Annotated in this window: 24 protein-coding genes; 6 read left to right on the top strand and 18 right to left on the bottom strand. The window is 35.1% G+C overall.

Going from position 1 to position 20,602, the window contains the following annotated elements; all coding sequences use genetic code 11:
• The 13 genes from LKACC16343_RS10535 to LKACC16343_RS10475 all read right to left on the bottom strand — a co-directional run bounded on the left by LKACC16343_RS10535 (position 1) and on the right by LKACC16343_RS10475 (position 10,571).
• Positions 1-1,017: a glycosyltransferase family 2 protein gene (locus LKACC16343_RS10535; protein WP_056953516.1), complete on the bottom strand. Its 1,017-nt coding sequence runs from the start codon at positions 1,015-1,017 to the stop codon at positions 1-3.
• 1 nt (position 1,018) lies between these two features.
• On the bottom strand, positions 1,019-1,993 hold the full coding sequence (locus tag LKACC16343_RS10530) for a glycosyltransferase family 2 protein (RefSeq protein ID WP_056953514.1): 975 nt from the start codon (positions 1,991-1,993) through the stop codon (positions 1,019-1,021).
• A 22-nt stretch (positions 1,994-2,015) separates the two neighbouring features.
• Complete coding sequence (locus LKACC16343_RS10525) at positions 2,016-2,822, bottom strand: DUF4422 domain-containing protein (protein WP_056953512.1); 807 nt, start codon at positions 2,820-2,822, stop codon at positions 2,016-2,018.
• Positions 2,823-2,919: 97 nt separating this feature from the next.
• Positions 2,920-3,588 (bottom strand): sugar transferase, encoded by a 669-nt coding sequence (locus LKACC16343_RS10520; protein WP_056953509.1) that lies wholly within the window; start codon positions 3,586-3,588, stop codon positions 2,920-2,922.
• Positions 3,589-3,621: 33 nt separating this feature from the next.
• The gene (locus tag LKACC16343_RS10515) at positions 3,622-4,407 is read right to left on the bottom strand and encodes a tyrosine-protein phosphatase (RefSeq protein WP_056953507.1); all 786 of its coding nucleotides are present in this window, start codon (positions 4,405-4,407) and stop codon (positions 3,622-3,624) included.
• Positions 4,404-5,159, bottom strand: coding sequence for a CpsD/CapB family tyrosine-protein kinase (locus tag LKACC16343_RS10510; protein ID WP_056953506.1), 756 nt, complete (start codon positions 5,157-5,159; stop codon positions 4,404-4,406). The genes LKACC16343_RS10515 and LKACC16343_RS10510 overlap by 4 nt, the downstream gene beginning before the upstream one ends.
• An 8-nt stretch (positions 5,160-5,167) precedes the next feature.
• On the bottom strand, positions 5,168-5,944 hold the full coding sequence (locus LKACC16343_RS10505; RefSeq protein ID WP_056953503.1) for a YveK family protein: 777 nt from the start codon (positions 5,942-5,944) through the stop codon (positions 5,168-5,170).
• A 249-nt stretch (positions 5,945-6,193) separates the two neighbouring features.
• Complete coding sequence (locus tag LKACC16343_RS10500; protein ID WP_056953502.1) at positions 6,194-6,460, bottom strand: hypothetical protein; 267 nt, start codon at positions 6,458-6,460, stop codon at positions 6,194-6,196.
• A gap of 272 nt (positions 6,461-6,732) precedes the next feature.
• Positions 6,733-7,248: a PadR family transcriptional regulator gene (locus tag LKACC16343_RS10495; RefSeq protein WP_056953499.1), complete on the bottom strand. Its 516-nt coding sequence runs from the start codon at positions 7,246-7,248 to the stop codon at positions 6,733-6,735.
• Positions 7,249-7,298: 50 nt separating this feature from the next.
• Entirely contained in the window at positions 7,299-7,835 is a 537-nt protein-coding gene (locus LKACC16343_RS10490) for a phenolic acid decarboxylase (protein WP_056953497.1), read from the bottom strand.
• 688 nt (positions 7,836-8,523) lie between these two features.
• Positions 8,524-9,342, bottom strand: coding sequence for an SPFH domain-containing protein (locus LKACC16343_RS10485; protein WP_025085357.1), 819 nt, complete (start codon positions 9,340-9,342; stop codon positions 8,524-8,526).
• A gap of 18 nt (positions 9,343-9,360) precedes the next feature.
• Positions 9,361-9,684, bottom strand: a complete 324-nt coding sequence (locus LKACC16343_RS10480) for a hypothetical protein (protein ID WP_054643824.1) — start codon at positions 9,682-9,684, stop codon at positions 9,361-9,363.
• Positions 9,685-9,758: 74 nt separating this feature from the next.
• Positions 9,759-10,571: a glycosyltransferase family 8 protein gene (locus LKACC16343_RS10475; RefSeq protein WP_056953495.1), complete on the bottom strand. Its 813-nt coding sequence runs from the start codon at positions 10,569-10,571 to the stop codon at positions 9,759-9,761.
• Between the two features lie 112 nt (positions 10,572-10,683).
• Between LKACC16343_RS10475 and LKACC16343_RS10470 the strand changes: the two genes are divergently transcribed.
• The gene (locus tag LKACC16343_RS10470) at positions 10,684-11,094 is read left to right on the top strand and encodes a peptide deformylase (RefSeq protein ID WP_056953493.1); all 411 of its coding nucleotides are present in this window, start codon (positions 10,684-10,686) and stop codon (positions 11,092-11,094) included.
• Positions 11,095-11,114: 20 nt separating this feature from the next.
• Here LKACC16343_RS10470 and LKACC16343_RS14575 read toward each other — a convergent pair whose 3' ends face one another.
• The 3 genes from LKACC16343_RS14575 to LKACC16343_RS10455 form a co-directional block, all read right to left on the bottom strand.
• Complete coding sequence (locus LKACC16343_RS14575; RefSeq protein WP_234032516.1) at positions 11,115-12,557, bottom strand: hypothetical protein; 1,443 nt, start codon at positions 12,555-12,557, stop codon at positions 11,115-11,117.
• A 241-nt stretch (positions 12,558-12,798) separates the two neighbouring features.
• Positions 12,799-14,439, bottom strand: coding sequence for an Nramp family divalent metal transporter (locus LKACC16343_RS10460; protein WP_056953491.1), 1,641 nt, complete (start codon positions 14,437-14,439; stop codon positions 12,799-12,801).
• Positions 14,440-14,469: 30 nt separating this feature from the next.
• On the bottom strand, positions 14,470-14,910 hold the full coding sequence (locus LKACC16343_RS10455) for a universal stress protein (protein ID WP_056953489.1): 441 nt from the start codon (positions 14,908-14,910) through the stop codon (positions 14,470-14,472).
• A gap of 406 nt (positions 14,911-15,316) precedes the next feature.
• Between LKACC16343_RS10455 and LKACC16343_RS14350 the strand changes: the two genes are divergently transcribed.
• The gene (locus tag LKACC16343_RS14350; RefSeq protein WP_156638765.1) at positions 15,317-15,478 is read left to right on the top strand and encodes a hypothetical protein; all 162 of its coding nucleotides are present in this window, start codon (positions 15,317-15,319) and stop codon (positions 15,476-15,478) included.
• Between the two features lie 38 nt (positions 15,479-15,516).
• Entirely contained in the window at positions 15,517-16,188 is a 672-nt protein-coding gene (locus LKACC16343_RS10450; protein ID WP_056953488.1) for a metal-dependent transcriptional regulator, read from the top strand.
• Positions 16,189-16,230: 42 nt separating this feature from the next.
• On the opposite strand, the gene LKACC16343_RS10445 is transcribed toward LKACC16343_RS10450, so the two are convergent.
• The gene (locus LKACC16343_RS10445) at positions 16,231-16,482 is read right to left on the bottom strand and encodes a Mor transcription activator family protein (RefSeq protein ID WP_143444247.1); all 252 of its coding nucleotides are present in this window, start codon (positions 16,480-16,482) and stop codon (positions 16,231-16,233) included.
• 103 nt (positions 16,483-16,585) lie between these two features.
• Here LKACC16343_RS10445 and LKACC16343_RS10440 point away from each other — a divergent pair, with 103 nt between their 5' ends.
• Positions 16,586-17,578: a helix-turn-helix transcriptional regulator gene (locus LKACC16343_RS10440; RefSeq protein WP_082604555.1), complete on the top strand. Its 993-nt coding sequence runs from the start codon at positions 16,586-16,588 to the stop codon at positions 17,576-17,578.
• 9 nt (positions 17,579-17,587) lie between these two features.
• Here the strand turns inward: LKACC16343_RS10440 and LKACC16343_RS10435 are convergent, their stop codons facing one another.
• Positions 17,588-18,016 carry a MarR family winged helix-turn-helix transcriptional regulator gene (locus tag LKACC16343_RS10435; protein ID WP_056953484.1) on the bottom strand — a complete coding sequence of 143 codons (429 nt, stop codon included), beginning with the start codon at positions 18,014-18,016 and terminating at the stop codon, positions 17,588-17,590.
• 111 nt (positions 18,017-18,127) lie between these two features.
• Between LKACC16343_RS10435 and alsS the strand changes: the two genes are divergently transcribed.
• Both alsS and budA read left to right on the top strand, forming a co-directional pair.
• A complete protein-coding gene (gene alsS, locus LKACC16343_RS10430; RefSeq protein WP_056953482.1) occupies positions 18,128-19,804 on the top strand; it encodes an acetolactate synthase AlsS in 1,677 nt (558 codons plus the stop codon).
• Positions 19,805-19,822: 18 nt separating this feature from the next.
• On the top strand, positions 19,823-20,530 hold the full coding sequence (gene budA, locus LKACC16343_RS10425) for an acetolactate decarboxylase (RefSeq protein WP_056953480.1): 708 nt from the start codon (positions 19,823-19,825) through the stop codon (positions 20,528-20,530).
• The last annotated feature ends 72 nt before the right edge of the window (positions 20,531-20,602 follow it).

Here is a 20,602-nt window from a genome sequence, read left to right as displayed (position 1 = left end):
TCATTTCCCCATCCGTTTAATATGAATAACTAAACTATTCAACTTATTTTCCATAGAGTAAAACATCCCTTTAGAAAGCTTTAATAGATTTAATTCAGCTCTATACCTAGGAGAGAGAAGTTTTTTTTCTAACTTCCCATAATTCTTTGACAGAATTAATTGTAGTTTTTCATCCTCACCAAAGTCTAATCTCTGATTTGACAATGCAGCCTCTCTATATATGTCAATTATTGCTGCAATAACAGAGACTTTTAATTCAGGTAAAAATTTTGGTTTCAATTTACCTAGTTCCTTTTTTCTCAAAATCCTCGCATCCAACAAATTAAAAAAGGACTTATAACTATCGGAATGAACTATGGAATTATCTCGTTGATTATAAAAGTACAATGGTTCATCTAATAAAACTATAACTTTGGCTTTTAAGTACGTTTTATAAACCGTAGAAACGTCCTCATAAGTTGTACCCGAAGGAAATGAAATTCCTTTCCAAGTAGAGGCTTTATAAATTCTCCCCCAAGTTCTACTTCTGAACTTTCTGTCATCCAGTAATGTCTTCAAACTTGAATCACTATCTTGACGAACACATTTTCCAGAAGTATCTGGTTTTTCTATTCTATCGCCATATACAAAGTAGTTTTCACAAGCAACAATATCAGCATTTTCATTTAAAAGGACGTTCAACAATCGTTCTATCATCTCAGACTTCACCCAATCATCCGAATCAATGAATACTATAAAATCACCATGCACATTCTCTAATCCGACATTTCTAGTATCAGCTATTCCCGAGTTTTTTTTATGAATAACCCTAATACGAGCATCATGATTTGCAAGAGAATCACATAATTTATCAGACCCGTCTGTTGAACCATCATCTATTAATAAAATTTCTAAGTTATCATATGTTTGAGTACAAACACTTTTTACAGACTTTTCTAAATAACTTACTACATTGAATACCGGTATTATTACTGATACTACTGGATTTGATTTTTCCTCTTTATTTAAAGAATCCATACTATATTCCCTTTTTTACTTTAAGATAATACTTCCAAAAACAACTGTATACGGGATAGCCAAGGTATATTAAAATTAAGGCAACTTTATCCCTTGTAGGCGTCTTAGAATCACCTAGAACTTTAAATCCATTCAAGCGAATTTGTTTCACTAGTTTGTTCTTTATATCCCTATGTTCTTTAACACCTTGCATTTGGTTAAGTGTACTAATTTTAGCATAGACCCTTCTACGTAAAACAGCTCTTTCCAGCAGAGGAAATTTCTTGCTAACGTCTTTCCCCATTTGATCAGTCATACTAATCAAATCCATCTTATTCAAGCTGAACTTTCTATTAACAATAGACTTAGAGCGATATACATAATTATATTTTTCATCGCTACCAATAGAAACGTACTCTGACGCCATAATAAACTTATAAGTGGTTGAAATATCTTCAAATAATTTTCCGACAGGAAATTCTATATTCCAAAATAAATCTTTGCTATATAATTTTGCCCAAGCAGAAGTATCCACTTCATCAGAATATAAAAGTCGTTCTAATGTTTTTACAGATGAAAGTTTCTCATTTCCATGGTAAAAATGATGTTCTACTTTCCCATTAGTAAAAACAGTCCTGTGTTGGCAAATAGACATTTTTACATTATTTTTTGATAGAAGATCATAAAGATACTCGACATAATCATTATCTATAAAATCATCTGAATCAACGAAAGTAACAAAATCACCACTAGATTTACTGACTCCAAAATTTCTTGCATCGGACAATCCACCATTAATCTTGTCAAATAGTTTAAATCTAGAATCTTCATTCACAAATTCTTTACAAATACTTCTACTACTGTCTGTAGAACCATCATTAACCATTACTACTTCAATATTCTCATAAGTTTGATTTTCTACACTTTTTAAACATTTTTTAAGATATTCTTCAACATTAAATACTGGAATCACTACTGAAACTAATGGTGTATTCATAAAATCTCTCTCCAATTATTACCTAATCAACATGACTTTTAATATGTGCTTCACCATGTCCAATAACTTTTCTTTTAATAAATCCAATTCCCTTTTTAAACAATTGTTGTCCCTCTACATACAACACTGGCACTTCTACAAACGAAATCTTATTGTTCTTTAACCATACATCCAATAAAAGTTCACTTACATAGCCAAAAACTCGAGCCTCTTGCTTTGAATAATCTGATATATCTAATCTATTTTGTAATTCAAAAAGAATAGAAAATAACCACTCACAATATTCATCAAAGAATTCTGATTTCATAATAAACATATTAAACATATGAGCAGATCTTGCATTCATTACTTCATCATACGAACTTCTATATTTGGGATACATCTCGGAAATAATATTCTTTGTACATTTCAATGCCTCAGATGGATGGGCATGAACATAATGTGAGTAATTTGTTTCAATATAATATTTTCTCTTTTGAGGTAAAATAACATCAGCGCTTTTAAACAACGATTCCAAATCTGAAGTAGTTAAAATCTTATCAAAAATTTTATTTTCCCCATTAGTAAAATGATTTTCTTTACTTTTAAGATATCTGCGATAATGAACCAATCCTTTATACCTAGAATTAACATTTTTCCAGATATAGTATATTCCTGTCAATTCACTATAGTTGGAATTCAAATTAGAAATATTATCCCCTATATCATCTCTTGTAAAATTTGGTATTGTCATTTTACCCGAGGCACCAACTTGAATGGGAACATAAGAATTATCTTTCGGCATATCATATTTCTTGTGCCCGGCAACACCAATAAAAAAATCTTTCATAGTTAAACATCCTCAATTAACTTCTTTTAACAATATAAGGCCCAGTGAGATTATGCAATCAACACTCAGCCTTACAAAAAATATAGTTATAAATTTATTAATATGCCCCATTAGGGACAAAGAAAATACCGACAGTCTTGATCATAACGTACAAATCAAAAGAAATACTTCTTTTACTTATATATTTAAGATCCAAACTAACCATTTCATCAAATCCAACATCGTTTCTTCCACTAACTTGCCATAAGCCCGTACAACCAGGTTTCACAGTTAGTCTTTGCATGTCATGATCTGTATACTTAGCAACTTCTCTTGGTAAAGGTGGACGAGGTCCCACTAAACTCATTTGGCCTAACAATACATTAACTAATTGTGGAAGTTCATCAATACTATATTTTCTGATAAATTGTCCTACCCTTGTAACTCTAGGGTCGTTTTTCATCTTAAACATAGCACCTTCAATTTCATTTTGTTTCAATAATTCCTTTAAATGACTATCAGCATCAACTATCATTGAACGGAATTTAAACATTTTAAATGACTTTTTATTTTTTCCTAATCGTATTTGTGAATAAAAAACGGGGCCTTTTGGATCTTCAATTTTTATCATAACTGCGACAATCAAAAATAATGGTGATAAAATTATTAATCCTAATAAGCTTGCAACAAAGTCAAAAATTCTTTTTGACATTCGATAGATATACCTTCTATTCTGATATTCAAGATTAACAGTTGCCTTATCACTTTTATCATCAAAATATTCCATATTAAAATCCCCCCTAAAAACACTGTCTTTATACTAAAATAGCCAAAATTTCTTTTTCTTCTTAGGTAATGAAGATATCTCAATAAAATCAGTATCACCAACGTCATCACCATTGATGATATTTCTTGCATTAAGATTAAATAATTGTGCCTTGCGAAGTCCCTCTTCTTTTTCTAACTTCTCAAAGGCTTCCTTCATCAAATATCTACGCCCCTTAAAATTATGGGCATCAGATGAAAAAACAAATCCTAAATTGGCTTTAATGATTTCTTCAGTAAGTGTTTGAACCCTTTTACCAAACACACCAAGATAACTGCTACTTGTCAATTGTGTTAAACATCCCATTTTAACGAAATCATATAATTTATCAGGATCCTCTTGGATTCCTTGATTACGCTCTGGATGGGCAATAACTGGCGTTATACCACGAGTAGTTAAATCAAAAATCATGTCCGCTGTATATTCAGGAATACCATCGTGTGGCATCTCTAACAATATATAACGATTAGTTTCATCCATGAACAGAACATCATCTTTAGCAATGGCATCCATTAGTTCCCCTGTTAGATGAACTTCCTGACTAGCAAACACACTCAACGGTATGCCTGCATTATCTAAAGCTTCTTGAAATTCATTAGTCTTTCTAATCACATCTTGTTTGTGATTAGTGTATTCCCCATCCATATGGTGAGGAGTTACCAGACTATTGGTAATTCCTTGATCTACAGCTGCCTTAGCCAAATCTAATGACATCTGCATATCTTTGGAACCATCATCAACGCCTGGCAATATGTGGCAATGCAAATCAATTAATTTCATTTCTCTTTCTCAGCTCCATAGTATCCGCCATAATAACCACCATAGTATCCACCATAATAGCCTTGTGACTTTTCTTTTGTGACACGATTCATAATCACACCTAGAATATTAGCATGAACCGTATCTAATAATTGCTTAGCATGAGCAACGCCAGCTTTTTCAGCAATTCCTTGAGGTACAACCATAATTACACCATCAATTTGTGCTGCCAAGACTTGCGCATCAGTAACTGTATTAACTGGTGGCGTATCCATAATTAATAATCCAAATTTATCTTCAAGACGATTAATTAAATCCTTAGTTCTCATACTCCCAAGAAGTTCGGACGGATTAGGTGGTATTGGTCCACTAGTAATAACAAATAGATTTTTAACCATAGTTGGTTGAATAACATCTTCAAATGAAGCATTTCCCAATAAGTAACTGGACAATCCAACACGATTACTTACATTAAAGGTTTTATGGATTGTTGGACGACGAAGATCGGCATCAACAAGAACAACGGTCTCACCTTGTTTAGCCCAAGTTACCGCAACATTGTTACTTACGGTAGATTTACCTTCAGATGGAGCAGATGAAGTGAATAAAATTGAATTCAACTTTTTATCTACAGATGAGAATTGAATATTAGTTCTGATAGTATTAAATTGCTCTGAAATCGTACTGGTAGGGTCATCATAAGTAACCAAACCAACACCATTTTTCAAACTATAATTATCTAGCTTTGTAGTTTTCTTTTTAAATAATGCCATTTTATTCCCTAGACCCTTCTATGATTTCTTGAAGATTTATTGATACTCAATTTAGATTGAACTTTCTTATGTTCAACAGTTCTTTCAATATCTTTTTGATCAATTTCAGCAACAGTTCCCAAACTCGTAAGTCCTAAATCATCAGTTAAGAACGTCTCAGTTGAAACTGTTCTATCAGTTAACTCACGAATAAATGCTAATGCTATTCCTAAGATTAAGCCTATAATTACACCAGCTATAACATTTAAGGCCTTTCTAGGACTTACCGGTTTTGTATTTGCCGTAGCTTCAGAAACAATTGAAACATTATTAACACTCATAATTTTTACTACTTTTTTCTTAAAAACTTTTGCTGTCATATTAGCGATTGCTGCTGCAGTTCCTGCATCAGAAGATTTTGCCGTTACTGAAAACACTTGAGAATTCTGAGCATTACTGATGGATAACGAACTCTTTAACGCATTTATTGAACCCGGATATCCCGGATACGCGCTTACTTCCTTATTAACATCTCTTAAAACAGTAGGACTAGTAATAATATCCTTATAAGTACTAATCATCTGAACATCAGCCTGAACTTGTTGGAACTGCGCTGATTGCATATCATCTGATAATTTACGATTGACCAAAATTTGTGTAGTGGCGCTATATTTTGGTGTCATAACGAAAAAGGTAACGAAAATTGCTGCCAAAGTAACAACAATAGTTGTTCCGAAAATTGCTTTTATATGTTTGCGTAAGATGCCTACGATCTGCATCATACTAATATTTTGTTCTGATTCCACTTCGTCCTCCGAATATATACAAGTTATTGTAAATTATATACATAAAAACCCCAGCTTAATTAAAGCATGTATAAAAAAGTATAGTCCATTAGCTCGTTCCAAACAATAATTCTTGACAAATTTAAAAATTTGGCAACGTTTACCAGACGCTTTTTTCCGTTTAGTAAAGGTTAACCAGATTTTTATTTTTACTTTTTGATTAATTGTTTTTACATATATTTTGGACGACCAAGTTTAAATTTCTTAGCTTCATTTTTTATCCTTAAACAATGCCTTTCTAATCCATCTCTGGGAAAAACCATAGATGTGTGACAAATCTTTAATACTTATGGTCTTATCACTGATGCTTCCCAAATATTTTTTAAGTGTTTGACGATCATAGAGTTTCATCGGCATCTGTACTTGGGTGCCTCGGAATTCATGATAAACTTTCATCATATTATCTTCGCCAACTAAATCATAAAGAGCCTTGTATGTTGGATGTAAAACCTCGTAGCGAATTTTTTCCTTTTTCAAAATTATTTCCTCCCGAACTCCACTAATATATAAAATAGCAAAAACTTGGATACTGTAAAAATGCACGGCGCAATACAAAAAGCATGTATAAAGTCCTATGAAATGACATATTAATGGAGACTTATTATTTTTATTTTTTGTGTTTCTTCCTATTATTAATAGTTAGTTAGGCTATTAATAAAAAAGAATAACTATATTCGAACCGGTTCATTCATCTTTGTATGTTCAAATATATCGGGAGTCAAGTTCAATTGTACAAAAAAAGGACGTCATTAAACGTCGCTTTCTCGTTTTAACCACTCAATATGATTTTTTTCTCGTTCGATAGCACGCGTCAAAATCAAATAGTGACCATAATTATTTTTTATTTGTTGCTGATTGGAAAATACTGTTTGGAGTCGTATTTGCAAATGAGCATACTTATCCTGATTAATTTTTAACTCTTCAAAAATCAGTTTCTTCATCAGCGGATCTGTTTCATCCAATACAAAGTACATTTTTAGCGAGAACAAGTCCTCATCTGCTTGCAGTGGTTCTTCCATCCAGGCACGCAAAACTCCATGGCCGACTTCAGTAATTTGATAGTAAGTTGATTTACCATCTTCTTGATCAATTAACCAACCGTCCTCTTTCATACGAGCTAGTTCGGGATAAATCTGACTGTGTGATGCACGCCAAAATTCGCCAACTTCATTTTTGAATTCTTGACTGATTTGGTATCCGGATAACTTGCCTTTATTGTTTATCAATCCAAGCAATACATATGGCAAAATTCGTCTCTTAGGCATAATTCCTCCAAAAAAAATGATATACGATGTTCTCGTATATCATTCTAATACTATTTATTAATACGGTTATAATTCTTATCGAAATATTTACCATTTCTAATATCATCAGGCATCCCTTTATAAGGTGCTTCACTGATAACATCTTCGTTATCTTGACCAGCATCACCCATATATGTGATATTAGCAAATTCAGGCACAACTAATTTTGGATATGTCTCGTACTTTTCACGTGATTCTTCCATTAAATCAATATGTTCATTTTGATATGTCACAGTAATTTCTGGATGTTCTTCAACCCACTTAGGGAAAAAGATTGTTCCGTGTAATTTCTTTTCATTAGGCATGAAGTCCAAGGCTACGTCTGTACCTGTTGGTTCTGTCCAAGAAATCTTGTAAATACCTTCTGTTAACATAATGATATCAGCTTTTTGATCAGTTACCCAACGGCCACCAACCATACCACCGTGAATACGGTAGTCAACTGTGTGGTCGTTTTTTGCGTACCATTCATATTCCCAACCGTTATCGTATGTGTAAATGAAATGTGTTCCTAAAAAGTCTTCTAAAGTTTTAAATGTTTTTGTCATAGTTATTTGCCTCCTTGTGTCGTTATCGACAATTAATAGTATATGTCGATATAAACATATAGTCAAGAGCTTTGTTTTTTTAGAGATAAAAAAAGCCCTCATGCTGAGGGTTATCAAAATACTTATGCTCAATTATCACAAATCAAATTTTAAAAGTTTGATTTATTTAGTTATACTCAAGCTAGAGTCGTAAAGGGTCATTTCTCTTTATTGACTTTAGTGGCTTTAAAAACAAGTAGTATACTCCCTCTCGATTACTGGAGAAATGGAGGGTTAACTATGAGTGAAATGATAAGGTGCGTTGGGCTGTGTTTGCTTTCGCAGAATCCGTTGTTCAACTAGGTATCGCCTGCATATTTTTTGCAGTGGCCTATTGGATAATAAAAAAAGCTAACCACTAGGGTTAGCCAACCAACGAAATTTTTCGAGTCATGATTGAGATCACGGGAGCCATATTCCTGTGGTCTCTTTTCGATTACATAAATATTATAAATGATGATTATTCTTTTTGCAATCTTGAGCGGTTCTTTATTTAGATAACCAATGTTCTTGGCAATATAGTGGAAACGAGCTGCGTGAGGGCAACCTCTTCCGGTTTGCTACAGTATTGAAATTGCCCGCAAAATCCGCGTGCGATTTCAGTACTTAGGCAAATCCTCGGAGGCTAACCGCCCTCACTCCGCTCTCTCTACTTTTTACTAATCTGATTCATAACTTGTGCGGTAACGGGGATTTCGGAGAACTTTCCGATATCTTCTTTACTCATCACAACGGTATTACTTGAAGATTCTGCCAAGGCTGCGAATGCTTGGATTTGTTGATCTGTGAAGTATTTATTGTCGGCTGATGCTAACATGTCATTCAACTTCTTGATTTCGTATGCTTTGGCATCGGCTCTGGCGATGGTTGCAGCTGCTTCGGCTTTGGCTGTTGAGACGGTCGCATCGTTTCTGGCTTTTGTTTCAATTTCAATACTTCTGGCTTCACCATTTGCTTTAGCAATGGCGGCTGTCTTCTCACGATCAGCTCTGATTTGTTTCTCCATTGATTCGGTGATGGAAGCTGATGGTTTCAATTCATCGATATTTACACGGTCTACTTTGATTCCGTAGGTATTAGTCAAATCCCCGATTGCTGCGGCTAAATCTGCGTTGATCTTTGAGGTTGACCCTAGTGCTTCGTTCAAGTCGATCTTACCGATAATATCACGTAAGTGTCCACGGACTAATTGCACCATTGATTCAACTGAGTTGCTGTTTTCATATTCGAATTTACGCGCATCGGTAACGTGATAATTTAATGTAACGTTTGTCTGTACTTCAGCGTTATCTTTGGTAATAACGGAATATCCTTTTAAGGACAACGGTATCATTGCAAGGTCCACTATTCTAACTTTTTGAAAAATGGGAATGTAAAAACTCAAACCAGCGTTAACTTCACGCTTGTATCTCCCCAAAGTTTCAACCAATCCTACATGATTTTGACGCACTACCTTAAATCCAAACATTATTCCCCGCCTACTTTTCTATTTTAATTCCTGTATTGTCAGGATATTACCATTTGCTTTAATAACCTGATAATTACGTTGGGTGTTAACTGAATCGTTTGCCAGTAAATCATAGCGATAGTAGATACCTTTAACCTCGACCAAGTCGTTTGCCATGTTGATCTTATCCCCTCTGACGATAGACCCTACAATTTGGCGCTGTTCGAGGTTATTTGTAGGTACAGCTTCACTCAATTTGGTGACAATATAATTATTAACACTACGATTCTCACGACCTGCATCTTCTGCTATTCGGTCGTACAAATCTTTATCTAGTCTTAATGCAATCATCTTATCTGCCATATCTGTATTATAGCACCTTTATATCAAAGTGATATCACTTTGATATAAAATTTAGGCAAAATAAAAAAAGCCTACTAATGTAAGCTTTTGGCAACATGTGCATAATGTTTGTACAATCCGGAGAAGCGTTCTTTGTAATCTGACTTCCAAGGTTTATCCCGCCCACAGAAATGTAAGATTGAGGTATGTTCAATTACCCAATCAATATCCCAGACGCCGTTACTCTTGGTGTAATAGAGTGGATTCATTCGAGCATCGTAATTGTAGAGTTCATCGGGAATCTTTTTGATGTGCTGTCCATAGAGTCCATTCAAGATATCTTGATCTGGTAAGAACAGTGCTAGATTCTTAATTCTGATGTAGCCATAAATATCTTCAGCTTTGACATGTTCTCGTTCTTCCGGCAGGTTCATCAAAATGACTCCAGAATTGTAATAGCCATCGGTATCAAAGTTACCTAAACGGATCTTATTTAATGAATCAGTTACATCCAGTGCGATGTGACTAGCGGCTGCGTACCAGTAACCGTCGAAGTCCATGTTATATAATTTTTTCAAATCATTGATCACTAAAACGTCGGTATCGAGGTAGAGTACTCGCTTCAGATTCTTGGGTAGATACTCGTAGGCCAGCAAGCGATAATAAATTGTCTTCGGATAGCGGTCGGTCACTGGTGCCTTGTCGAAATGGGTATTGGAAACAATGATTGGATGATAGGTCATCTTGAGTTTCTTACAGACCTGGATAATCCTTTGGGTATGAGTTAATTTCTTATCTTGAATCACATATACGGAAAAACTGGTTGCGGAGGTATTACGTTTGATTGAGTATAAGACTGTTAGTAGTTGATCGACGACACGATCATCAATCGCAAATAATAGATTCATTGGTTCCACGCTCCTCTGAATTGATTAACTACCCTCATTATAGCCGTTTGTTGCTTGAATCTACTATCTTTCATCGCTTATAATGAGAACATTCTATTCTAGGAGTTTAATTATGATTAAACCAATAAACCACGACCAAGCACTTCTCAGTCAAAAATCCAAATTAGCCACTAAAAATGATTCTCAAGTCGTTCAAGATCTACTCGACACTCTACAATCACATTCCGAAAACTGTGTCGGTATGGCAGCCAACATGATTGGCGTCAACAAACGTATCATCGCCTTTTCTATGGGAATAATGAATGTTCCTATGATAAATCCTTCTATTATAAGTATGCAGAATCCCTATCACACTTCTGAAGGTTGTCTTTCTCTTGACGGTGAACGTCCTACTAAACGTTATAAAAATATTACGGTTAAGTATTTAGATGTTAATTTCAAAGAACATACACAAGAGTTCTCTGACTTCATTGCTCAAATTATTCAACATGAAGTTGATCATTGTGATGGTATTTTGATTTAAAGATTCAACACACAGTCACCTTAGTCACATTGTATACTACAAACCTCAATTAATTCTTGAAATGCATCTAACTGTTCTTTAACTTTATTGAAATAAATCTTTTTTGTATTAGAACTACCATGTGAAAACTCATTTCTATTATCACGTATACATGAAATCAATTTATTCATTTTTGTTTTTGAAACTCTACTAGATACTTTGGATGACTCATTCCAAAGTATTTTGTATATAGCATACATTGATGTTCCACTTGCTTTAATGATTTTCTTTGAAACAGCCTCTTTATATTCTTCTTCAGTTATATAATCTTTCAAAAAATAATCATCATATTTTTTTACTCCATAATAAAAATTTTTTGCATATTTTCCCTTACTAATTTTTTCTATACAAGGACAGATAACTTCGTATGTAAAATTTTCAAATGCCATATTTAATAACAATACGCTTTCACCCAATTCCTCAATAAGTAAATAAGCCTTCGCATCTAAATAAAGCTTTTCATATAGTGGCGACGAGTTGGACTCATATATATCAGAGAGACTTAATGTTTCTACATTAGGGGATATTTCATACGTTCCTCTATCATACATTGGTATATTTCTAAACACAGTATCCATAGCACCATATTTAATAGAATGCATTCCTATCATTGAAGGATAAATTCTTTTAATCCAATACTCACCCGTCTTTTGTCTATACTGATCAATAACCAAATTAATCGATTTACATACAATCTCTTGCATTACTGATGCAGTTTTATCTTTAGAGCTGTTTTTCTCACAAGATAAATAATTATTTATTTTTACAGTCCATTTAGAATTGCTAACTATAGATTCTCTATCCTGAAATCTAGTAACATTACCATTTGTTTGAATAATAGAATTATTAGCTCCTCTAGTACAAGAAACACTAGCAACTAATTCATCTTGTTGAAGAAAAACTTTAACGGGCTCTAATGTGCTATTCATTGCTATTGGCACCGTTAAATTTGTTTCCGTCCATAGTCCATTATCCCTTATAGCATATAAAATTTTAGTATCTTCGCTATAAATATCTTGAGTCTGCTCATCGAATACTCCAATTTTTTCCAATTGTTCAAAGTATTCTTTTGCCTGAATTAATTTATTACTTTCCCTGTCTTCTAGATATAAAATCAGCAAAGTTTTTACTGCTTCTGATAAAAATGCACTTTTATTTTCTTTAAGTTCTTTAGAAAATCTTTCATGCTGCATCGTTTTATACATCCAAAAAAGTGTTTCTTTATAAAAGGAATTCGAAAAAAGGAAACCAAACTTTCCCCGATAAATGACATACATTCTTTTTTCTATGACATTCTTTTGATTGTCGTTCAATTCTTTGTATTGTTTCAATACATTTTCAAGTAAACTAGAGCTTTTAAAAGATGAGTTAATAAATTCTTGAATAGTATTATCAATATTTTTAATTTTGTTTTGATTGTCCATTATATTTTCTCTCCATATAAGAAATTCAAATCATCCGTTGTATTTAATTTTAATATTTGATATAGCAAAATGGCCAGAAAACTTATCATTTTCTAGCCATTTTTGTTTTAACGTTTCATATCTTCTAAATTCTATTTTTTGATAACTATGGTTCTTGGAAATATAGTAAAAATGAGTTTCTCAAGTATGACGGGCAATTCCAAGGCACATCCTCAGAGGCTGACCGCTCTTACTTCGCTCTCTATCTTTCTGCGACTGCTTCTTTATCGAATTCAGCTTCTGAACCGGCTTCTCTTGATAGTTTAGCCAAGTGTTCATATGTTGATGATACGTGTTCACTTGCTAATTCTGTCTTCAATCTTTCATTACCTTTGTGCATATCAACCAATGTCCATACTAGTAAGGCTACTACGGCTACGATTAATACCCAGGCGATGATGTCGGCTTGTGTTGATTGTGCTGCTGTAATTCCATCTCCATAGAAAGCCTTGATTTGATCTGGCAATCCGTAAAGGTTTAATCCTGTTAGGGCTAGAACTGAGAACCAACCGAATCCTTTGATCCAGACTGCGTTCTTAAATTTCTTACCCATTTCAGTAACACTGTCGGTCATTAATAGTAATGGCAACATTGAGAATGGTAAGGCGAAGGCTAAGAAGACTTGTGAGTTGTTCATTAAATCATTCAAAGCCACGTGCTCATCAATTGAACTCTTACCACTTGTTAACATAACACAGATTAGAACTGGAATAACTGATAGCAAACGTGTTACTAAACGACGTAACCATAGAGGCATCTTCATATGAACGAAACCTTCCATGATAACTTGTCCTGAAAGTGTACCTGTAATTGTTGAATTTTGACCTGAAGCTAACAAAGCTACAGCGAACAATGTTGAAAGGATACCTGATTTAGCAACGGCAATCAAAACGCCATTACTTAGTGTTGATGTATCTGATAGAGCTTGGTATAAACCGAAGAATGATGGATCTTTAACGGCACCACTCTTGAAGACGGCAACACCCATGATCAATAGCAAAGCATTAACAAAGAATGCGGCTGTTAATTGAATATTTGAATCCCAAGCTGAGAAACGTACGTTTTGTGCAACTGATTTTTCATCAGCATGATCAACTTTTCTTGTTTGAGAAATAGCTGAATGTAAGTACAAGTTATGAGGCATAACTGTGGCACCAATGATTCCTAGAGCACCTTGCAATGGTGATTGTCCACCAATTGTTGGATGTGTAGCGAAGGTCTTACCTGTTGGAACTAATCCAGCAAAGGCAGCGCCCCAGTTAGGATCTGATAGTGCAACTTGGTATACGAATACGAATAAAATAACAAGAATTAAACATACAACGATAGCTTCAATTTTTCTGAAACCAATCTTAGTTAATAATAACAGTACTAAAACATCACCAACGGTGATAAATACAGCGATTACTAATGGAATATTGAATAATAGGTACAAAGCAATCGCACCACCGATAACTTCAGCAATATCTGTCGCCATAATAGCGAACTCAGTTAAAATCCATAAAACGATTCCTAATGATCTACTTGTTCTAGCACGAATTGCTTGTGCCAAATCCATCTTACTCACGATGCCTAGTTTAGCAGCCATATATTGTAACAACATGGCAATTAAACTAGACAAGAGAATAACTGACATTAATAGGTATTGGAAATTTTGACCACCGGTGATTGATGTTGACCAGTTACCTGGATCCATGTAACCAACGGCAACTAAAGCTCCTGGACCTGAGTATGCAAGTAGAGTTTTGAAAAAGCCTTTGTCCTTTGGAACATCGACTGTACCATTGATTTCTTCTAGTGAAGGACCATTGGCATATTGGATTAATTTACGCTTTTCAGCCATATTAATCTCCCCTTATATTTAAATTTGGTTTTAGCGAATAATCATAATTGAAATAGGTGAATATTTCGCCATATATGCAGCTTGAGAACCGAAGTACTTTCTAATCCCCTTCTTAGATAACGAACCGATTACTAATAGGTCAGCTTTGGCAGTAGGAATGATATCTTTCACGATTGTCTCGCCAGGATCTCCTTCACCAATTACAAGTTCGACCTTTTGGACTCCAGCATCCAAGGCAATTTTACGATACTCTTGCATATGCTCTTCAAGATCTTTACGTTCACCGTGAACATAATCTCTAGTTAAGGCTTGATATACATTCATATCTCCGCTTTCCAATATGGAAGTAATGATCAAAGTTGAATTATCTTTGATGCAACGATGCATAGCGTATCTAAATGCTAATTGAGCATCAGCTGAATCATCAACACCAACCAAGACACGTTCAAATGTGTTATTTTGCTTTGACATTGGTTTCTTTCCTCCAATTAATTTTTATCAGACAAGTAAGTCCTACCCGTCTTTCCAAAGACCATTCTACCGCTTTTTAAATCTATGTAAACTATTTTTTAAGTCCGCCTAATAAAAAAGTACAATCAGCGATTTTTCTATAAAATTTCAAGAAAACGATTACTTGCCCATTATAAAGACTTTCAAGGCTACCTAATGTGATATAAAAAATTATTCTTAAACTCAACTTAACTATTTCAAATAAAATAATTATGTTATATTAAAGGCGTTAACGACAGAGTTATAGCGATTCATGAATATAACTATTTGACAATATGTCCATACAATAGCTTTTATATTTATGTTTAACTATTTTTATTAGTCTAAACTAATAAATCACTCTTATTCTTATTAATGGAGGAATATCATGCGTAAAGAAACACATCGAGAGGTAATCAACGAAGTCAATGACGAGGAATTCTTAACCAATAACTGGTTAACCTCCGAGGTTTTAGTTGGTATGTATTCAAGAATTTTTACTAATTCCTTACTATTAGATGACATGATTTTTAAGAATCGCAGAAAATAGGTTGAAAGAACCTTATTAAGAAAAAGTGGTGAACGATTTTGAACGACCTAAATTTTTTAAGACTTATTTTCGAGCTTGGTGGCAGCTTCCAAAATGTTAACAATATAGATCTAGCCATCAAAGCTAACGTCAGTAAGGCTTCTATTTCCGACCGTACCCAACATCTTTCCAAGTTAGGCTTGGTTAAATATACGAAATACTACGGTAGCAAGTTAACTAAGAAAGGTTTAAATGATGTCATCCCTTTAATTCAGCAACATCGTTTAATCGAAACTTGGCTCTATGAGAAATTAGATATCCCGTTGAGTGACATTTACGATAAGGCCACGACCTTATCAGATCATCCCGATTTATTATTGATCGACCGTCTGAATATCTACTTGGAATATCCACAGACTTGTCCACACGGCAACATCATCCCAATTAATTCCGCAATTCCCATTTATTCCACTGATTCTTTGTTAGCCAGTCAGAACATTTCCGATACGACTTTCAAAATAGTCAACTTTACGGAAGATTCCTATTTATTCAAAATTCTAAGTAACATTGATATAAAGCTTTCCGATTCTATCAAGATTCTCAATATCAACGATTACGATCACTCAATGGTCATCTTGAACCTGCGTAACAATTTGAAGCAGATTCTCCCCAAGAACATCACTAAGATGATTCACATTGAAAAAGTTAAAGAGACACAAAAAAGCGTTTGAGTAGGCATGATTGTAAAATCACGCGTTGTCAAACGCTCTTTTTTATTTGCTGGCTTCCCTGATCCAACGTGGTGAATAGCCATACTTTCGCGATAACATCATAATTTGGTTCGATTGCACGTCCATTTTTTGAAGTTTTTTACGTAATTTATTAGCGTCATAGAGTCGCATTGGCAGTTGTAGTTGCATACCACAATAGTTATCACGAATTTTTAGCATCGCTTCAACTCCAATAACTTCAGCTATTCCTTTATATGATTCATTCAAAATATCATAGTCTACTTTTTCAGACATAATTGTCACCTAATTCTCCTTAATACAGTAATTTTATCTTCAAAATTACTTTATAATAATAGATAGACGAATCCTGTCCACTTATGCAAAAAGAGGAAAAGTTTTGAACACATCTGAGCGTCGCTTCGCTATTTATATAAAACTACTTGACAATCAAATTTTGAATAAGAACGACTTGGCCCGTGAATATAATGTGACTCCACGTGCCATCCAACGAGATATCAGTCAGATAAATTTAACTTTCGAAGACATCTGTCTGCCCTACAGAATCCAGTATGAGAGGAGCAATTCCGGTTATCGTATGCACAGTGATCAACACATTCTTAATGCTCAGGAAATCCTCGTTTTGATCAAAATTTTATTGGCTAGTCGTGCGCTTAATCGGCGTGAATTAACTAATACAGTCGATGGACTCTTAAACTTGGCAAATAGTCAAATCCGTAGTGAGGTCCAGCCTTTGATTCAAAATGAGATCTTCAACTACACGCCTTTGCATCATCAACAAAATTTATTAGATAAAATTTGGACTTTAAGCAAATACATTACACAGAAAAAAGCTATTGAAATCAGATACCGTCGTCAACATTCGGAAACAGTTATTCGCAATATTCTGCCACAAGCTCTGATTTTCTCTGAATACTATTTTTATTTAGTTTCCTACAATCCTGATTACAAGGACAACTTACTTTACCGAATTGACCGAATCGAAGACTATCACGTAACTGGCAAGATTGATTTAGACTATAAAGATCGTTTTGAAGAAGGTAAATTTCGTCAAAAGATTCAATTCATGTATCCCGGCAAATTGATTCATCTAAAATTTCAATTCTGGGGTATCGTTGAAGCTGCACTCGACCGCATTCCAACTGCTAAAGTTGTAGCACACTGTGACGCCAATGGAAATTTACTCTCAGATCATAATTCCAAACAATCACAGAATGGTGGCAGTGTCATTATTGAAGCCGATACTTTTGGCGAACGTGGCGTTATGATGTGGCTGTTGAGTCAGGGACAAAATGTAAAAGTTTTAGCACCAGAAAATTTAGTTACCAACATCAAAAAGGAAGCTCAATCCATACTGCAACGGTATGAATAAGCTTCTTTTTTACTTTTCAATCGGATCAACAATAGTTGAAACTACTGCTTCAATGGAAGAAACTAGTGGACTATCCTTTTGAATACCAGCTTTAACAAAGCGATCTTCCCACCATTGACTACGAATCTTTTGGACTTTTGTTACGATTTTCTTGCCCTCTTCAGTCAAATTGAGAACTTTAGTTTTACCAGCTCCATCTGATTTGGTTAAGTAATTCAATTGATTCATTTTATTGATCTCTCGAGTTGCTAACCCCTTATCAATTACTAAGGAACGGGCCACTTGGTTCTGACTGATGTTTTCATAATCACTTACAGCCAATAAAATACAAGCTGCGGTCGGATTCAAGTTGATTTGATTGAATTCATCCCTCGTATCCTTGTAATATTGACGGTGTAAGATAGAAATATCTTGTGCTAAGTATCCAATATTTTTCATTAACTTTCACTCCATGAAAAGACTCACGTGTTGACAAATCAACACAAATGCTTTATTTTTTTCCTATAAATAATTATAGAACAAATCTACACAAAAAAGAGGTTAGATACAATGACAAAAACTAATGGTGCTCAAGCTTTGATCCAATCGATGATCAATCAAGGCGCTCATTACGTCTTCGGACTCCCTGGTGCTAAGATTGATCGACTCTTTGAATCACTTGAACATAATGATGATCCAAGAACTCCTAAACTAATAATTACTCGTCACGAACAAAATGCAGCTTTCATTGCTGCAGGTATTGGTCGTCTAACTGGTAAGCCTGGTGTTGTGGCTACTACTTCAGGCCCTGGTGTCTCTAATCTAGCTACTGGTCTAATTACCGCTACTTCTGAGGGAGATCCAGTGATTGCTCTAGGTGGTCAAGTGCCTCGAAACGATATTGCCCGTTTAACTCACCAAAGTATTTCTAGCAAGGAACTCCTATCCGCCGCTACTAAGGACAGTGTTGAAGTTCAAGACGCCAACAATTTATCGGAATCATTTGCAAACGCTTACCAAAATGCTGTATCACCTAAAGCTGGGGCAACTTTCATGTCTATTCCTCAAGATGTCTTGAATGATGACGTAACTCGCCCTGTTATCAAACCACTACACAAAGTTGAACAAGGTGGCGTTGATTCAGAAACGCTTAACCAAATTATCGAAAAAATTGAAAAAGCTAAGTTACCCGTAATTTTGGCAGGTATGCGTTCTTCTACCAATGAAGTTACCGACGCTATTCACAAATTTCTGCACAAGTTCTCGATTCCAGTTGTGGAAACCTTCCAGGGTGCTGGTGTCATATCGCGTGATTTGGAAAAAAATTATTACGGTCGTGTCGGCTTGTTCCGTAACCAAATCGGTGACACTATCCTTAAGGAAAGTGATTTGATTATCGCAGTCGGTTACGATCCTATCGAATATGAGGCCCGTAATTGGAATATTGGTCGCACGGGAGAAATAATTAATCTCGATAGTATCAAGCCTGAAATTACTAATGATTATCAACCTGACTTGATTGTGAACGCTGATATTGCTAAGACTCTTAACGAAATCAGCTCTAACTTACCGGATGGTATCGACTTAGGTTCTGATATGCACAAACATCTGGCTGACCAACAAGAGAAATTTACCAAGAAAGACGCTATTCCAGCTAACCATTCCGATGAAAACGGCATCCACCCCCTTGCTATCATCCATGCTTTGCAAAATCAAGTTGATGACGACACAACTGTCACAGTTGATGTTGGTAGTCTCTACATCTGGATGGCTCGTCATTTTAGAAGTTACAAACCTCGTCACTTGTTATTCAGTAATGGTATGCAAACACTTGGTGTCGCACTTCCTTGGGCAATTGCTGCTGCGTTGGAACGTCCTGAAAAGCCAGTTGTTTCCGTTGCTGGTGATGGTGGCTTCCTCTTCTCTGGTCAAGAACTAGAAACAGCTGTCCGCTTACACCTCAATATCGTACAATTGATTTGGGACGACGGTTATTACGATATGGTTCGTTTCCAAGAAATCGCTAAATATGGTCACGATGCCGGAGTTAAATTAGGACCAGTTGACTTTGTTAAATACGCTGAAAGTTTTGGTGCTACTGGTATGCGTGTTGAGAGAGCCGAAGATCTCGAACCAATGCTAGCAAAAGCTTTTGATACTAAGGGACCAGTTATCTTGCACATCCCCGTTGATTATTCAGACAACATTCAATTAGCATCCAAGTTGGTTGACGACGTCTTGAATTAAGATAGAAAGAAGGATTTCATGTCAAACACAAATATTCTTTATCAACACGGAACATTAGCTTTATTAGTCCCAGGGTTACTCGATGGAACTATCACTATGAAGGAATTATTAAGACATGGCGATACAGGAATCGGTACTGGCGAAGGTCTTGACGGTGAGTTAGTCATTTTAGACGGCACGCCTTATCAAGTCGACAGCAACGGTAGTGTTAATATCGTAAAAGATGATTTCACTCTGCCCTTTGCTAACATTCATTTCGGCAGTTATCAGCCATTAACAAGTGTTGATGGTATCAGCCAAAAAGAACTTGAAGAGAAGATTCTATCCTTAACAAGTACCAATACTTTCTTCTCAATTGAGTTACACGGTCAATTTACAAATGTGAAAACTCGTGCGGTGAAGAAATCACACAAACCTTACGATACTCTAGCTAAGACAGCTGAAAGTCAAAGCATTTTTGAAAAAGATACCGTTACAGGTACTTTGTTGAGTTATTACTCACCTGAAATCTTTGATGGAGCTGCTGTTGGTGGTTTCCACCATCACTTCTTATCTGACAATCATGACTTCGGTGGTCACTTGTTATCACTTGGTACAGCAAGTGGAGATGTAAAACTCCAACAATTTGATACCTTGGAACAACATTTGCCCGTCAAAAATCAATCTTACATGGATTTTGATTTTTCCGGTGAAGATATTCTAGGCGATATACATAAATCAGAATAGAGAAAAACAAAAGGACGAATCCAGTTGGACTCGTCCTTTTTTATCCTACTTAAAAATGTCTAATTTGATCGT

Origin of the sequence: Companilactobacillus bobalius (assembly GCF_002179915.1) — a bacterium.
Taxonomy (GTDB): domain Bacteria; phylum Bacillota; class Bacilli; order Lactobacillales; family Lactobacillaceae; genus Companilactobacillus; species Companilactobacillus bobalius.
The sequence above is the reverse complement of the archived record's forward strand: the minus strand, read 5'-3'. Positions and strand labels throughout refer to the sequence as shown.

What these genes read in the sequence shown, in the direction of transcription:
- LKACC16343_RS10535 (WP_056953516.1), bottom strand. Translation starts at nt 1,017, where the DNA reads ATGGATTCTTTAAATAAAGAGGAAAAATCAAATCCAGTAGTATCAGTA.
- LKACC16343_RS10530 (WP_056953514.1), bottom strand. Translation starts at nt 1,993, where the DNA reads ATGAATACACCATTAGTTTCAGTAGTGATTCCAGTATTTAATGTTGAA.
- LKACC16343_RS10525 (WP_056953512.1), bottom strand. Translation starts at nt 2,822, where the DNA reads ATGAAAGATTTTTTTATTGGTGTTGCCGGGCACAAGAAATATGATATG.
- LKACC16343_RS10520 (WP_056953509.1), bottom strand. Translation starts at nt 3,588, where the DNA reads ATGGAATATTTTGATGATAAAAGTGATAAGGCAACTGTTAATCTTGAA.
- LKACC16343_RS10515 (WP_056953507.1), bottom strand. Translation starts at nt 4,407, where the DNA reads ATGAAATTAATTGATTTGCATTGCCACATATTGCCAGGCGTTGATGAT.
- LKACC16343_RS10510 (WP_056953506.1), bottom strand. Translation starts at nt 5,159, where the DNA reads ATGGCATTATTTAAAAAGAAAACTACAAAGCTAGATAATTATAGTTTG.
- LKACC16343_RS10495 (WP_056953499.1), bottom strand. Translation starts at nt 7,248, where the DNA reads ATGCCTAAGAGACGAATTTTGCCATATGTATTGCTTGGATTGATAAAC.
- LKACC16343_RS10490 (WP_056953497.1), bottom strand. Translation starts at nt 7,835, where the DNA reads ATGACAAAAACATTTAAAACTTTAGAAGACTTTTTAGGAACACATTTC.
- LKACC16343_RS10485 (WP_025085357.1), bottom strand. Translation starts at nt 9,342, where the DNA reads ATGTTTGGATTTAAGGTAGTGCGTCAAAATCATGTAGGATTGGTTGAA.
- LKACC16343_RS10480 (WP_054643824.1), bottom strand. Translation starts at nt 9,684, where the DNA reads ATGGCAGATAAGATGATTGCATTAAGACTAGATAAAGATTTGTACGAC.
- LKACC16343_RS10475 (WP_056953495.1), bottom strand. Translation starts at nt 10,571, where the DNA reads ATGAATCTATTATTTGCGATTGATGATCGTGTCGTCGATCAACTACTA.
- LKACC16343_RS10470 (WP_056953493.1), top strand. Translation starts at nt 10,684, where the DNA reads ATGATTAAACCAATAAACCACGACCAAGCACTTCTCAGTCAAAAATCC.
- LKACC16343_RS14575 (WP_234032516.1), bottom strand. Translation starts at nt 12,557, where the DNA reads ATGGACAATCAAAACAAAATTAAAAATATTGATAATACTATTCAAGAA.
- LKACC16343_RS10460 (WP_056953491.1), bottom strand. Translation starts at nt 14,439, where the DNA reads ATGGCTGAAAAGCGTAAATTAATCCAATATGCCAATGGTCCTTCACTA.
- LKACC16343_RS10455 (WP_056953489.1), bottom strand. Translation starts at nt 14,910, where the DNA reads ATGTCAAAGCAAAATAACACATTTGAACGTGTCTTGGTTGGTGTTGAT.
- LKACC16343_RS14350 (WP_156638765.1), top strand. Translation starts at nt 15,317, where the DNA reads ATGCGTAAAGAAACACATCGAGAGGTAATCAACGAAGTCAATGACGAG.
- LKACC16343_RS10445 (WP_143444247.1), bottom strand. Translation starts at nt 16,482, where the DNA reads ATGTCTGAAAAAGTAGACTATGATATTTTGAATGAATCATATAAAGGA.
- LKACC16343_RS10435 (WP_056953484.1), bottom strand. Translation starts at nt 18,016, where the DNA reads ATGAAAAATATTGGATACTTAGCACAAGATATTTCTATCTTACACCGT.
- alsS (WP_056953482.1), top strand. Translation starts at nt 18,128, where the DNA reads ATGACAAAAACTAATGGTGCTCAAGCTTTGATCCAATCGATGATCAAT.
- budA (WP_056953480.1), top strand. Translation starts at nt 19,823, where the DNA reads ATGTCAAACACAAATATTCTTTATCAACACGGAACATTAGCTTTATTA.